This is a genomic window from Halorubrum tropicale, from assembly GCF_001280455.1.
GTDB classification, from domain to species: Archaea; Halobacteriota; Halobacteria; order Halobacteriales; family Haloferacaceae; genus Halorubrum; species Halorubrum tropicale.
The window spans coordinates 56,397-69,059 of sequence record NZ_LIST01000002.1 but is presented as its reverse complement, the minus strand read 5'-3'; the positions used below and the strand labels follow the sequence as shown (position 1 = coordinate 69,059).

The following is a 12,663-nucleotide window of genomic DNA, read 5'->3' as shown; positions in this document are numbered from 1 at the left end:
AGCGCGGACCGCGGACACCGGACGACACACCCATCCGACACACGAATATGACCACGCCACCTTCCGACCTCACTTCACCCCCGAACCGACGAGTCGAACCCGGACGGGCCGCCGACAGACGACCGAACCGCCGCGGACGAGGCGAGACGCACCGATGAGCCGGGCGAACGGCACGCCGTACGCGCCCCACACCGACGAAGAGACCGCGGCGATGCTGGCCGAGATCGGCGTCGACGACGAGGAGGCCCTGTTCGACATTCCCGACGCCGTCGGCTTCGACGGCGAGTTCGGCATCGAACCCCGGACGGAACGCGAGATCCGCGACGAGTGCGCGCGGATGTTCGCTCGGAACGACGACCTGACCGAGTTCCTCGGCCGGGGACACTACGGCCACTACGTCCCGAGCGTCGTCGACCACCTCGCGGACCGCGCCGAGTTCCTCACGAGCTACACCCAGTACCAGCCGGAGGTGTCCCAGGGGTTCCTCCAGGCGCTCTTCGAGTACCAGTCGATGCTGGTCGAGCTGACCGGCCTCGACGTCGCGAACTGCTCGATGTACGACGCCGCGACCGCGCTCGGCGAGGCCGCGACGCTCGCGGACCGCGTCCGGTCGACCTCCGGCGACACCGTCCTCGTCCCCGAACAGCTCCGCGACGGGAAGCGGGCGGTGCTGGAGAACTACTGCGACGGCGCCGACCTGACCGTCGAGACGTACCCGATGGCCGACGGGACCGCCGACGTCGACGCCCTCGCGGACCGCGCGGGCGACGACGTGGCGATGCTGTACGCCGAGAGCCCGACCGTCCGTGGCTGTATCGAGGAGCGGCTCGCGGCGATCGGCGACCTCGCCGACGAGACGGACGCGCTGTTCGTCCTCGGTTCGGACGTGGTCGCGCTGTCGGTCCTCGAGTCGCCGGCCGCGGTCGGCGCCGACGTCGTCGTCGGTGAGGCGGGGTCGCTCGGGCTGCCGACCGCCTACGGCATGGGGCTGGGGATCTTCGCGTGTAGCGACGACTTCCTGCGGCAGGTCCCCGGCCGGCTCGTCGGCGCGAGCGAGGACGCCGACGGCGACCGCGCGTACACCCTGACGCTCCAGACCCGCGAACAGCACATCCGCAAGGAGCGGGCCACCTCGAACATCTGTACGAACCAGGCGTGGGTCGCGCTCCGCGCGGCGATCCACGCGGCGACGCTCGGGCCCGACGGGCTCGTCGACCTCGCGAACGACTGCGTGCGCGAGGCCGCCGACCTCGCGGACCGGATCGACGGCCTCTCCGGGGCCGCGGCGCCGGTCCACGACCGCCACCACTTCCGGGAGTTCGCGGTGCGCGTCGACCAGCCGGCGCCGGCCGTGGCCGAGGACTTAGAGACCGAGGGGTTCGCGGTCCACGCGATCGGCGACCACCTGCTTCAGGTGTGCGTCACCGACCTGAACGCCGGGCGGACGGACGGGCTCGTCGCGGCCTTCGAGGAGGTGCTCTGATGATCCACGACCAGGCGAACTACGAGCGAGAGGGGGAGGGCGTCCGCGAGCCGCTGCTCTCGGAGAAGGGCCAGGAGACGGTCGACGTGCGCGAGGACTCCCCGCTCCCCGACGACCTCACCCGCGAGGAGCTGACGCTGCCGAACCCCTCGGAGCCGGAGACGGCGCGCCACTACACCCGGCTCTCGCAGATGAACTGGGCGATCGACGCGGGGCCGTACCCGCTCGGGAGCTGTACGATGAAGTACAACCCCAAGTTCACGGAGGACGTGGCGGCCGACCCGAACGCGGCGATCCACCCCGACCGCTCCGCGCGCTCCGCGCAGGGGAACTTGGAGCTCCAGTACCGGCTCCAGGAGGCCCTCGCCGAGATCGGCGGAATGGACGCCGTGACGCTCCAGCCCCCAGCGGGCGCCGCGGGCGAGCTCACGGGCATCCTCGTCGCGAAGGCGTACCACGAGCACCACGGCAACGACCGCTCCGAGGTCGTGATCCCGGCGTCCGCCCACGGGACGAACTTCGCGACGGCCGCGACCGCGGGCTACGACGTGGTCGAGCTGCCCTCCGGCGACGACGGCCGCGTCGACCTGGAGGCGCTGGAGGCGGCGGTCGGCGAGGACACCGCCGCGCTCATGCTGACGAACCCGAACACCGTCGGGCTCTTCGAGCGCGACATCGCGGAGATAGCCGACATCGTCCACGACGCCGGCGGGCTGCTCTACTACGACGGCGCGAACCTCAACGCGCTGCTCGGGCGGGGCCGCCCCGGCGACATGGGGTTCGACGTGATGCACTACAACGTCCACAAGACGTTCGCGACCCCCCACGGCGGCGGCGGTCCGGGCGCCGGGCCGGTCGGCGTCGTCGACGAGCTGGCGCCGTTCCTCCCGGCCCCGCGGGTGCGCGAGACGAACGGCGGGAAGGGGTACGAGCGGTTCCAGCCCGAGCACACGATCGGGAAGGTCCACGGCTTCGCCGGGAACTGGCTCGTGGCGATCAAGGCGTACGCGTACATCGCGCGCCTCGGCGACGAGGGGCTGGCGGACGCGGCCGCGAAGGCCGTCCTCAACGCCAACTACCTCGCCGAGCGGATCGACCTCGACGTGCCCTTCGGCCCGTTCCACCACGAGTTCGCGGCGACGGCGGGAGACCGCGACGCCGCCGACGTGGCCAAGCGCATGCTCGACTTCGGCGTCCACCCGCCGACGACGAAGTGGCCGGAGATGGTGCCGGAGGCGATGCTGACCGAGCCGACCGAGATAGAGGGGGAGTCCTCCCTCGACGACCTCGCGGAGGCGTTCAACCTCGCGTACGCCGACACCGACGAGGCGCTCGACGCGGCGCCGAGCCGGACCGCCGCGAGCCGGATCGACCAGGTCGGCGCCGCGCGGAACCCGCGGCTGTCGTGGCAGGCGCTCGACGGGGAGTAGTCGCCGCGACCGACGCGGCGACCGCGGGGCTCACGGCTCGGTCGCCGCGGACCGAACCGGCTCCTCGCGCTCGGCCGCGTCGAACTCCTCGCCGTCGAGTTCGTCGCCGGCGCGCTCGGCCGCGTCGGACTCCTCGCCGTCGAGCGCGGCCGTCTCGGTGGGAACGTTCTCGCCGCCCCCGTCGTCGACGTCTCCGGCCTCCGACGCCGAGAACGGCCCTCCGCCGTCGACGAACCGACGCATCACCCGCCCCTCCGCGCGGTGGAGCGTCTCGCTACAGGTCGACTTCGCGATGTCGTTCGCCGCCGCCAGCTCGGTGAGGGTACACCGCCGGGGAGTGTCGTAGTAGCCGCTCTTGACCGCCTCGAAGACCAACTCGCGCTGCGCCTCCGTGAGCGTGCGCTCCGGCTCGTCGCTCCCGGTGGCGGCGACGCCGACCGTCACGCCGTCGGCCGCGAGCCGTCGACCGAACGCCTCGACCCGGTCGCGGTCGCCGACGACGCTCACCGCCGCGCGGCCGTCGACGACCTCGACCGCCGCCGCTATCGGGAGGCCGACCGCCCGCGCCGCGGGGAGGTACGCGGGCGCGCGGCCGACGACCCGGAGCGTGCGAACGTCCCCTCGGCGCTCGACCGCCGTCGCGCGGTCGACCCGGTCGTGCTCGCGGAGCGCGGCCTCGACGCGGTCCCTGTCGGTGCCGCCGACGCGGACGGTCGCGGCCGCCGTCAGGTCCGCCTCGGTCGCCGTCAGGCCGTCGTCGTCGGTCGCCGTCAGGCCGTCGTCGTCGGTCGCCGCCGAGCCGTCGACCGCGATCGTCTCCGCGACCCGGAGCGTCGCCGCGGGGACGCGTCGGGACACGTCCCCGAGCCACGATCCGGTCGGGAGGCCCAACCGCAGTTCCGTTCGGCTCATCGGTTCCACCTCGCTTCCCGCGGCGGATCGAACGCGGTCGCTGGAGCGAGCATCTCCCGTGGAGGTACGGCTACGGTCCCCCTCGGCGTACCCCTTCATTCGTTTCGAGCATAAGTACCCGCGACTGCGACGCCGAATGCCTCGGATCGCGCCGCGACCACAGCACCGAAGTCCCCGGCACGCGAGCCGCAGCGCATGAAGACGACAGACGCGTTCATCGGCCTGACCTGCGTCGACTGCGGCGAGACGTTCGACGCGGAGACGGCGACGCACCGCTGTCCCGACTGCGACGGTATCCTCGACCCCGAGTACGACTACGACCGGATCGACCTGACGCCGGAGGCGCTCGACGCCCGACCGGACGGGTCGATGTGGCGCTACGACGAACTGCTCCCGTTCCCGGCCGAGGCGGCGGTGTCGCTCGGCGAGGGCGCCACGCCGCTCGTCGAGTGCCCGGCGCTGGCGGACGCGATGGGGGTCGGCCGCGTCCTCCTGAAAGACGAGGGCGCGAACCCCACGGGGACGTTCAAGGACCGCGGGCAGGCGGCCGCGATGACGGCGGCCCGCGAGCACGGCGCGGCGGAGGTCGCGCTGAACAGCGCCGGCAACGCGGGGCAGGCGGCCGCCGCGTACGCGGCCCGCGCGGACCTCGACGCGCACGTGTTCCTCCCCTCCCGGGCGGGGTTCACCCAGAAGGCGATGACGGAGGTCCACGGCGCGGACCTCACCGTCACCGACCCCGTCGACGGCAACTCGCAGATCGGCGACGCGGGGCGGGCGTACGCCGAGGCGATGGACGAGCACCCCGAGTGGTACTCGACGAAGACGTTCGTCACGCCGTACCGCCACGAGGGGAAGAAGACGATGGCGCTGGAGCTGTTGGCCCAGCTCGACTGGGAGGCGCCCGACGCAGTCGTCTACCCGACCGGCGGCGGCGTCGGGCTGGTGGGGATGCACAAGGCGGCCCGCGAGGCGCGCGACCTCGGCTGGACCGACGGGCTGGTACCGATGTACGCCGCGCAGGCCGCGGGCTGTGCCCCGATCGTCCGCGCCTACGAGTCGGGGGCGGACCGCCACGAGCCGCTCGCGGACGACGAGGTCGACACGGCCTGTAACGGGATCGCGATCCCCGACCCGGGCGCGAGCCACCTGATCCTCGACGCGGTCCGCGAGTCCGACGGCGGGGCGGTGGCGACGACCGACCGCGAGATCCTCGACGCCGCGATCGAGGTCGCGCGGAGCGAGGGGCTGGAGGTCGGCGCCACCTGCGCGGCCGCGGTCTCCGGGGCGTTCGCGCTCGCCGAGTCCGGCGAGTTCGGCCCCGACGACACCGTCGTCCTGCTGAACACCGGCGCGGGCAACAAGGACGTGGACGCGCTCCGCGCGCACCTCGGGGAGCGCGAGGCCGAGGCGGGCGAATAGCGCCGCGGCGGGCAGGCGGGCGAGGAGCCGAACCGGAACCACTACGGCGGGCGGTCGCCACCCCTCGCGCATGGAACTCGGGGTCATCGGACTCGGTCGGATGGGGCAGATCGTCGCGAACCGGTCGCTGGAGGCGGGCCACGACGTGGTCGCGTTCGACCTCTCGGCGGAGGCGACCGCCGAGGCGGCGGCGAACGGCGCGGAGCCGGCCGACTCGGTCGCGGACCTCTGCGAGCGGCTGGACGGGTCGGGCGAGGCCGACGGCAAGCGGATCTGGCTGATGGTGCCCGCGGGCGACGCCGTCGACGCCACCCTGGCGGACGTAGAGCCCCACCTCGACGGCGACGACGTCGTCGTCGACGGCGGGAACTCCCACTTCGAGGCGTCGGTCCGCCGCGCCGAGGCGACGGACGCCGCATACCTCGACTGCGGGACCTCCGGCGGTCCCGCGAGCGCGGAAGCCGGGTTCTCCCTGATGGTCGGCGGCCCGGAGTGGGCCTACGAGGCGATGGTCCCGGTCTTCGACGCGGTGGCCACCGGCCCGGGCGGCCACGACCGCATGGGCGAGTCCGGCTCGGGCCACTACGTGAAGATGGTCCACAACGGCGTCGAGTACGCGCTGATGCAGGCGTACGGCGAGGGGTTCGAACTGCTCACCGACGGGCGCTACGACCTCGATATGGAGTCGGTGGCCCGCACCTGGAACAACGGCGCCGTGATCCGCTCGTGGCTGCTGGAGCTCTGCGAGGAGGCGTTCCGCGAGGAGGGCTCCGACCTCGGCGACGTGGCGGACCACGTGGCCGGCGGCTCGACGGGGACGTGGACGGTCGAGGAGGCGCTCGAACAGGAGGTGCCCGTCCCGATCATCTACCAGGCGCTCGCGGAGCGGTTCGACTCGCGGAACGAGGGGCGGTTCTCCCGGCGGCTCGCGAACCGCCTCCGGTACGGGTTCGGCCGCCACGAGGTCGCGCGGCGCGACGACTCGTAGCCGTCCCGGCGCGCGCGGCGCCGCGCCGCGCGCCGGTGCCCGCACGCGGCGAGACCTCTTCCTCGAACGACACGTATTACTGATGGCTGTCCGACAATTCACTCGTGCTCGACCTCGCCTTCAGTCGTCGGCAGTACCTCGTCCGCCTCGCAGACGGCCCCGCGCGGATCCGGGACCTCGTCGACGCGTTCGAGCACTCCAGGTCGACGGTCAACCGCGCGGTCCGGGCCCTCGAAGCGGACGGGCTCGTCGAGCGCGGCGCGGACGGCTACGAGGCGACGTACGCCGGCCGGATCCTCCTGGACACCGTCGACGAGGCGGTCGCGGTCGCGGAGGCCGTCGAGACCGCGAACGGCGTCCTCAACGAGCTCCCGTCGTCGCCGCGGAACCACCGGTTCTTCGCGGACGCCGAGGTGGTGACGATAGCCGGGACGCCGCCGGCGACGGTGCTGTCCCGGCTTCAGCGCGTCGTCGAGGCGGCCGACCGGCTCCGGGGGGCATCGATCGCCGCCAACGACGAGCGGTTCGTTTCGACGCTGTACCGCCGCACCGTCGTCGAGGAGTCGCTGGAGCTGTCGTACGTCCTGACGGAGTCGGTCGCGGAGTACCTGGCCGCGGAGAGCCCGGAGCGGGCGCGCTCCATCGTCGAGGCCGGGGTGGAGGTGAGCGTCGTCACCGACCTCCCGTTCGCGTGGTACCTGAGCACCGTCGAGGGGCGGACGACGGCGTACCTCGCGATCCACGGCGATAGGGACAACTTCCTCGGGTACGCCGCGAACGACGACCCGGACGCCGTGGCGTGGCTCGCCGACCTGTTCGAGGCCGAGGGCGGGCGCGGCACGCCGTTGGCCGCGTACTACCGAGCGAACGACGGCGACGTGCTCGCTCCGTAGCGGACGCCACCGCCGAATCTCAGCGCGCGCGAGTCGCGGGAAACGCTTATATCCCGTCATGGCAGAGAGTAGCACGCATAGTATGTTCGAGCGATTCTCGAGCGGCTACTACCTGGGGGAACTGTACGTGGAACCCCACGGCGGCGAGCGCGCCGTCATCCAGCGGGCGGACCACGAGCACGTCAACGAGCAGCTGTACGCGGACGGCGAGGGGGTCGAGCGACTCGACGCCCCGCTCGTCATGAAGGTCGGCGGCGGCCACATTCCGGTCGCCGGCGACGACGACGTGCCGAGCGGGACGCTCGCGATTCCCCGGGAGCTCGCCGACGAGACGCTCCCGGACCGCCGGAACGTGCTGTTGGCGGACGCGGACCGCGCCGAGAAGCTGCTGCGCTGGGAGGGCTGGGAGCCGTTCGTGAACGCGTGATACGCGAGAAGTGACTCCGGATTTCCCGTCGATCGTAGCTGCTGTTCATAACTAGCCGGTCAGAGAGGGGTGGAGAACGTTCTCGAGTCCTCGGCCGCTCAGCTATGAGTGACTGCTGACGGTAGAGCGGCGAACACCGCCAAATTTCCAACCGCTCGCTTATAAATAAGCGTCAGCAGCTCGGCCGTGAACACCGCCTCCCGGCTGCCCCTTTGAGTCCCGCCCCGCACGGCACCGCAACCGCGCCTCACACCTCCCCAGCCTCGTCGCTGGCGGCTGGCGCCGCCAGCGACTCCCTCGCGCGTGCGACTCGCGGCCGCCGAGGGCGGCCGCTCGCAGGCACGCGCCACAGCGTCGTTCGGTTACGAATAGGTGCCGCCGCAGACACACCTTTTAGGTCGCAGGGGGTCGCCGATTCGGTATGATCGACAGGCTGCTCGGGCGCGCCGAGCTGAAGGAGCGCATCGAGGAGTTAGAGGAGGAGAAGCGACACCTCGAACGGCGCGCGGAGGCCGAAGAGGAGCGCCGGTCCGACGCCGTCGCCGACCGCCAGCGCGCCGAGGAGCGCGTCAACGAGCTCGAACACCGGATCGAGTCGCTAGAGGAGCGGCTGGAGCGCGCGGAGGGGACCGAGGCGTCCGTCGAGTTCCGGCGCGTGAGCGACCTGCGCGGACCGAAGCTGACCGACGCGCTCGACCGCTTCCGCGCCGTCGAGAGCGACGACCCCGAGGGGCTGTTGACCGCGTTCGTCCCCGACGCCGACTCCGTCCCGGCGACCGTCGCGGACTGGTTCGGCGAGCGCGCGGCGCTCGTCCGGCGCGCGGCTCCGGCCGTGGTCCTCGCCGACGACACCGGCGCGGTGAGCGTCGCCCTGACCCCGCCGATAGCGCCCGACCCGTTCGACCGGTGGAGCGACCGCTTCCGGCTCGACGAGTCGTGGTTCCGCCCGACCGGCCGGTTCGCGTTCGCGCTGGTCCGCTCGGACACCTTCGCCGTGGGCACCTACGAGGGCGCCGATCGGGTCGCCTTCGAGGGGTTCGCCAGCGACGTGAAGGAGGCCCACTCGAAGGGTGGGTTCTCGCAGGGGCGCTTCGAGCGCCGCCGCGAGGGACAGATAGACGACCACCTCGACCGGGCGACCGAGGCGCTCTCCGAGGTCGCCGACGCGAACGACCTCGACCGCGTGATCGCCGTCGGCGAGCGCAGCGTCCTCGGGCGGGTGCGCGACCGCGCCGACGTCACCGACGTCTCCGACGCCACCGGGAAGCCGGAGGCGGCGCTCGACGACGCGTTCCGCGACTTCTGGCGGGTTCGGGTTCGCGCGGTCTGAGAAGCCCGGTCCCGGGGCGGTCGGGCCGCGTCAGAAGGGAGACGTTGGGCCTTCGTCGGCGCCGTCGTCCCCCTCGGGCGCCGGCGACTCGATCAGCTCGCCGACCGCTTCCTGCCACCCCTCGATGCCGCCGCGGAGGCTCTCGACGCGCGCGTCCTGCGTGCCCTCGTAGGTCCCGATGAGCTGGGCCGCCTGCTGGCTGGCGACGCCGTGGGGACAGACGGTGACGATCCGGTCCGCGCCCTCCAGCTCCGCGACCCGGCTCGTCAGCTCCGGGAAGGGGATACACTCGCTGTCGGGGAGGTGGCCGCGGTCGAACGCGCGCCGATCGCGGATGTCGACGATACGCAGCGACTCGTCGGGGGAGCCGTCGCCCTCGTCCAGCAGCGCCGACAGCGCCTCGGGATCGATTTCGCCGTCCATCAGGGGAGGGGTGCGATGCTGGCCGTGAGCACGACTCGCTCGTCGGTGTCGTTGCGGGCGCCGTGGACCGCGCCCCGCTCGTTCGGCACCACCGCGGGCGCCGCGAGCGCCGCCTCCTCGCCGTCGCGGACCACGGTTGGCTCCCCCTCCAGCACGTGGAACACGTTCGTGGCGTCGGCGTGTTCATGCGGGTCGACCGCCGCGTTGGGGCCGAGGACGAACGCCTTCACGAGCACGTCGTCGGTCACCAGTAGCTCCGCCGTCTCGACCTCGCCGGGGTCCGGGTCGAGCCCGTCGACCGCCGCCGCGTAGCTGTCGAGCGTCATACCACCACCTCGCGGGGAACGGGGAAAAATCGCGCGCTCGGGGCGACTCAGTACGTGGGCGACTCCTCGGGCTCGCCGTCGCGCGCGTTGACCGCCCGCCCGAGGGTGAAGAGGAGGTCGGAGAGCCGGTTGAGGTAGGTGACGACGGCCTCGTTTATTGGCTCCGAGCGCGCGAGGTCGACGACGCGGCGCTCGGCCCGTCGCACGACGGCGCGCGCGTGGTGAAGCGCCGCCCCGGCCTCGCCGCCGCCCGGGAGGATGAACGACTGGAGCGGCTCCAGCTCCTCGTCGAACGCGTCGATGCGGTCCTCGAGCTCCGCGGTGTGATCGCTTTCCACCTGCGGGTCGTCCGGGTCGGGGTCGGGGTTCGCGAGGTCCGCCTGGACGATGTGGAGGTGGTTCTGTATCGTCTCCAGCAGGTCGTCGACGTCGTCGTGGCCCGTCGGTCGGACCGTCCCGAGGAGGGCGTTCGCCTCGTCGACGGAGCCGTACGCCTCGATGCGGTGGCTCGACTTCGACACCCGGCTCATGTCCCGGAGGTCGGTCTCGCCCTCGTCGCCGCGGCCGGTGTAGATGCTCATGCGAGGGTCCTCTCGACGTACTCGACGATGTTCGCGCTCTCGGCCATCGTCACGCCGCGCTCCTCGTCGACGAGGACCGGGACGCCGCGCTGGCCGCTCACGCGCTTGACCTCGTTCCGCCGCGAGTGGAGCGCCTCCACCCACTCCGTCTCGTAGTCGACGCCCGCCTCCTCCAAGGCGTCGGCCGCCGTCTCGCACCAGGGACACCCGTCGAGGGCGTACAGTCGAACGCTCATACCGATCGATCCGTCCGCGGCGTCAAGAAGGTGTGCGTCCGGCGCGGACCGGCCGGCGGGACCCGGTCCCCCGAGCCCCTCAGAGGTCGTGGTACGACTCCATCTCGGCCCGGTGCTCCTCAGGGATCGGCGCCGGCTCTCCGGTCTCCGGGTCCAGCGCGACGACCGTCGCCTCGGCCTCCGCGGCGACCGCGTCGCCGACGCGGATCTCGTGGGTCATCGTCGCGCTCGACCGCCCCAAGTCGGCCAGTTCGACGGTGACCGTCACGGTTTCGTCCGGTAACTCGATCGGGCGACGGAAGTCGATCGACAGCGACGCCAGCACGGTCGACGACTGCGAGATGTCGATGTCGAGCACGTCGCGGAAGAATCGCGTCCGCGCCTGCTCTACGTACGTCGCGTAGACGGCGTTGTTGACGTGACCCAGCGCGTCGATGTCGCGGAACCGCACGTCGATGTCCACGGTGTAGGGCGCCATACCCGACCCACTGGCGGAGTCCGTATGTAGGCGTCGGGATCGGCGCGAGCGAGGCGCCGCCGGACGCCGCGCGCCAACGTATAAAGCGACACGCGCCTATCGACGGGGTATGGACAACGGCGCGATCGACGACGTCGACAGGGCGATCCTCTACGCGCTCCAGGCCGACGCCCGGAACACGTCGTCCGGGGACATCGCGGAGCGGACCGGCACCTCGGACAGCACCGTCCGCAAGCGCATCCAGCGGCTCGAGTCGGAGGGCGTGATCAAGGGGTACAGCGCCAGCGTCGACTACCAGCGGTCGGGGTACCCGCTCCGGATGCTGCTCTACTGCACCGCGTCGATCCCGGAGCGCGGCGAGCTCATCCCCGACATCCTGGAGATCGACGGCGTGGTGTCGGTCCAGGAGCTCGTGACGGGCGAGCAGAACCTGCTCGTGACGGTGGTCGGCGAGTCGGACAGCGACATCACGCCCGTGGCGCAGGCGCTCCTCGACATGGGCGTCACGGTCGCCGACGAGGTGCTCGTGCGGACCCACGAGACCACCCCCTTCGGGCGGTTCGACGCGGAGCGGCACGAGGGCGACTGACCGGGGCGGTCAGCCGACGACCCGCTTCACGTCCAGCCCGGTGGCGCGCCGAACGACCGCGCTGACCGGGTCGGCCGTCCCGGACATGTTGTCCGAGTCGCCGTCGAGGACGAGCAGCGCCGCCCGCCGCCCGGGCTCGACGACGCCGCAGTCGAGCCCGGCGATCTCGGCGCCGGCGGCGGTGGCCATCCGCAGCACCTCCCGGTCGGTGACGTCGAACCGCTTCGCGGCGGTCGCCATCTCGCGGAACATCGACGGCTGGTTCAGCATGACGTTGTCCGTGCCGAGCGCGACGGTCGCGTGGTCCACCAGGTCGCGCATCGGCGCCGTCCCGACGCCGAGGACCGCGTTCGCGCGCGGGCAGACCGCGACCGGAACGGACTGGTCCGCGACCCGTTCGAGGTGCTCCTCTTCGGCGTGAACCATGTGGACGAGCAGGTCCGGGTCCAGGTCGAGCGCCGGGTGGATGTCGGTCGCGTCGGGCTCACCGGCGTGGATCGCGAAGGGGACGCCGCGCTCCTCGCAGGCGGCGCGCTCGGCGGCGAAGTCGTCGTCGTTAGCGCCGGAGGCGCCGTAGCCGTCGGCCACGTCGAGCACCGCCGGGTCGCCGCTGCCGAAGACGAACGGGTCGACGCCCGTGTCTTCGGCCGCCTCGCGGAGTGCGCGCGCGCCCGGAAGACCCGACTCGCGGAAGTCCAGCGCGGAGACGGTGCCCGTCCGGCGCATGTATCGGAGAGTGCGGCGCATCGCCGACACCAGTTCGTCGCGGTCGGCGGCCGCCAGCCGGCGGTGTTTCAGGCTGTCCGGCGGCGCCACGGCCTCGTGGAGCGAGAGGCCGACGGCCGCCTCCTTCGCGACGGAGTCCCCGAGGTGGGTGTGCGCGTTGACGAACGCCGGCAGCACGACGTCAGTCGACTCCGTGGCCGTCTCCTCGACCGCCGCAATCCGCCCGTCCTCGACGACGACCCGCCCCCGCACCGGCTCGAACGACTCGCCGGCGAGGACGGTCCCCGAGAGTTCTTCCATACCGCCCCTCCGGACCGGGGGACGTTATGGTTTCCTGAGTGGCGACGCCGGGCGGGCGAAAGTCGAGCGCGGCCGAAGGCCGGGCTCGTCCGTTGTGCGGTCGCGAGTCAATAAACATA

At 72.3% G+C, this 12,663-nt stretch carries 14 protein-coding genes and 1 pseudogene; 8 read left to right on the top strand and 7 right to left on the bottom strand.

Features of this window, described 5'->3' with window-relative positions; genetic code table 11:
* Positions 1-154: 154 nt before the first annotated feature.
* Together gcvPA and gcvPB are read left to right on the top strand one after the other, a co-directional pair.
* Positions 155-1,483: an aminomethyl-transferring glycine dehydrogenase subunit GcvPA gene (gcvPA, locus tag AMR74_RS05465; RefSeq protein ID WP_053771061.1), complete on the top strand. Its 1,329-nt coding sequence runs from the start codon at positions 155-157 to the stop codon at positions 1,481-1,483.
* Entirely contained in the window at positions 1,483-2,913 is a 1,431-nt protein-coding gene (gene gcvPB, locus AMR74_RS05460; RefSeq protein ID WP_053771060.1) for an aminomethyl-transferring glycine dehydrogenase subunit GcvPB, read from the top strand. The genes gcvPA and gcvPB overlap by 1 nt, the downstream gene beginning before the upstream one ends.
* 30 nt (positions 2,914-2,943) lie before the next feature.
* Here the strand turns inward: gcvPB and AMR74_RS05455 are convergent, their stop codons facing one another.
* Positions 2,944-3,825 (bottom strand): helix-turn-helix domain-containing protein, encoded by an 882-nt coding sequence (locus tag AMR74_RS05455; protein WP_053771059.1) that lies wholly within the window; start codon positions 3,823-3,825, stop codon positions 2,944-2,946.
* 195 nt (positions 3,826-4,020) lie between these two features.
* Between AMR74_RS05455 and AMR74_RS05450 the strand changes: the two genes are divergently transcribed.
* From AMR74_RS05450 to AMR74_RS05430, 5 genes and pseudogenes are all read left to right on the top strand, one after another.
* Entirely contained in the window at positions 4,021-5,247 is a 1,227-nt protein-coding gene (locus AMR74_RS05450; protein ID WP_053771058.1) for a threonine synthase, read from the top strand.
* Between the two features lie 43 nt (positions 5,248-5,290).
* Positions 5,291-6,235: pseudogene (locus tag AMR74_RS05445) on the top strand (NADP-dependent phosphogluconate dehydrogenase); the annotation flags it as partial.
* A 104-nt stretch (positions 6,236-6,339) separates the two neighbouring features.
* Positions 6,340-7,128: a MarR family transcriptional regulator gene (locus AMR74_RS05440; RefSeq protein WP_053771056.1), complete on the top strand. Its 789-nt coding sequence runs from the start codon at positions 6,340-6,342 to the stop codon at positions 7,126-7,128.
* An 82-nt stretch (positions 7,129-7,210) separates the two neighbouring features.
* Positions 7,211-7,555 (top strand): DUF5802 family protein, encoded by a 345-nt coding sequence (locus AMR74_RS05435; RefSeq protein WP_053771055.1) that lies wholly within the window; start codon positions 7,211-7,213, stop codon positions 7,553-7,555.
* A gap of 421 nt (positions 7,556-7,976) precedes the next feature.
* A complete protein-coding gene (locus AMR74_RS05430; protein ID WP_053771054.1) occupies positions 7,977-8,885 on the top strand; it encodes a Vms1/Ankzf1 family peptidyl-tRNA hydrolase in 909 nt (302 codons plus the stop codon).
* A 30-nt stretch (positions 8,886-8,915) separates the two neighbouring features.
* Here AMR74_RS05430 and AMR74_RS05425 read toward each other — a convergent pair whose 3' ends face one another.
* The 5 genes from AMR74_RS05425 to AMR74_RS05405 form a co-directional block, all read right to left on the bottom strand.
* Positions 8,916-9,308, bottom strand: a complete 393-nt coding sequence (locus AMR74_RS05425; protein ID WP_053771053.1) for a rhodanese-like domain-containing protein — start codon at positions 9,306-9,308, stop codon at positions 8,916-8,918.
* Positions 9,308-9,634, bottom strand: coding sequence for a cupin domain-containing protein (locus AMR74_RS05420; protein WP_053771052.1), 327 nt, complete (start codon positions 9,632-9,634; stop codon positions 9,308-9,310). Before AMR74_RS05420 ends, AMR74_RS05425 begins: the two co-directional genes overlap by 1 nt.
* Before the next feature lie 47 nt (positions 9,635-9,681).
* Positions 9,682-10,215, bottom strand: coding sequence for a cob(I)yrinic acid a,c-diamide adenosyltransferase (locus tag AMR74_RS05415; protein WP_053771051.1), 534 nt, complete (start codon positions 10,213-10,215; stop codon positions 9,682-9,684).
* Complete coding sequence (locus AMR74_RS05410) at positions 10,212-10,451, bottom strand: glutaredoxin family protein (protein ID WP_053771050.1); 240 nt, start codon at positions 10,449-10,451, stop codon at positions 10,212-10,214. The genes AMR74_RS05415 and AMR74_RS05410 overlap by 4 nt, the downstream gene beginning before the upstream one ends.
* A gap of 79 nt (positions 10,452-10,530) precedes the next feature.
* Positions 10,531-10,929 carry an acyl-CoA thioesterase gene (locus AMR74_RS05405; RefSeq protein WP_053771049.1) on the bottom strand — a complete coding sequence of 133 codons (399 nt, stop codon included), beginning with the start codon at positions 10,927-10,929 and terminating at the stop codon, positions 10,531-10,533.
* Positions 10,930-11,038: 109 nt separating this feature from the next.
* Between AMR74_RS05405 and AMR74_RS05400 the strand changes: the two genes are divergently transcribed.
* Positions 11,039-11,518 (top strand): Lrp/AsnC family transcriptional regulator, encoded by a 480-nt coding sequence (locus AMR74_RS05400; protein WP_053771048.1) that lies wholly within the window; start codon positions 11,039-11,041, stop codon positions 11,516-11,518.
* 9 nt (positions 11,519-11,527) lie between these two features.
* Here AMR74_RS05400 and AMR74_RS05395 read toward each other — a convergent pair whose 3' ends face one another.
* Positions 11,528-12,544, bottom strand: a complete 1,017-nt coding sequence (locus AMR74_RS05395; protein ID WP_053771047.1) for an amidohydrolase family protein — start codon at positions 12,542-12,544, stop codon at positions 11,528-11,530.
* Positions 12,545-12,663 lie beyond the last annotated feature (119 nt).

Coding starts and splice junctions, on each gene's coding strand:
- AMR74_RS05420 (WP_053771052.1), bottom strand. CDS start 9,634: ATGACGCTCGACAGCTACGCGGCGGCGGTCGACGGGCTCGACCCGGAC.
- gcvPB (WP_053771060.1), top strand. CDS start 1,483: ATGATCCACGACCAGGCGAACTACGAGCGAGAGGGGGAGGGCGTCCGC.
- AMR74_RS05425 (WP_053771053.1), bottom strand. CDS start 9,308: ATGGACGGCGAAATCGATCCCGAGGCGCTGTCGGCGCTGCTGGACGAG.
- AMR74_RS05405 (WP_053771049.1), bottom strand. CDS start 10,929: ATGGCGCCCTACACCGTGGACATCGACGTGCGGTTCCGCGACATCGAC.
- AMR74_RS05450 (WP_053771058.1), top strand. CDS start 4,021: ATGAAGACGACAGACGCGTTCATCGGCCTGACCTGCGTCGACTGCGGC.
- AMR74_RS05435 (WP_053771055.1), top strand. CDS start 7,211: ATGTTCGAGCGATTCTCGAGCGGCTACTACCTGGGGGAACTGTACGTG.
- AMR74_RS05400 (WP_053771048.1), top strand. CDS start 11,039: ATGGACAACGGCGCGATCGACGACGTCGACAGGGCGATCCTCTACGCG.
- gcvPA (WP_053771061.1), top strand. CDS start 155: ATGAGCCGGGCGAACGGCACGCCGTACGCGCCCCACACCGACGAAGAG.
- AMR74_RS05395 (WP_053771047.1), bottom strand. CDS start 12,544: ATGGAAGAACTCTCGGGGACCGTCCTCGCCGGCGAGTCGTTCGAGCCG.
- AMR74_RS05455 (WP_053771059.1), bottom strand. CDS start 3,825: ATGAGCCGAACGGAACTGCGGTTGGGCCTCCCGACCGGATCGTGGCTC.
- AMR74_RS05410 (WP_053771050.1), bottom strand. CDS start 10,451: ATGAGCGTTCGACTGTACGCCCTCGACGGGTGTCCCTGGTGCGAGACG.
- AMR74_RS05430 (WP_053771054.1), top strand. CDS start 7,977: ATGATCGACAGGCTGCTCGGGCGCGCCGAGCTGAAGGAGCGCATCGAG.
- AMR74_RS05415 (WP_053771051.1), bottom strand. CDS start 10,215: ATGAGCATCTACACCGGCCGCGGCGACGAGGGCGAGACCGACCTCCGG.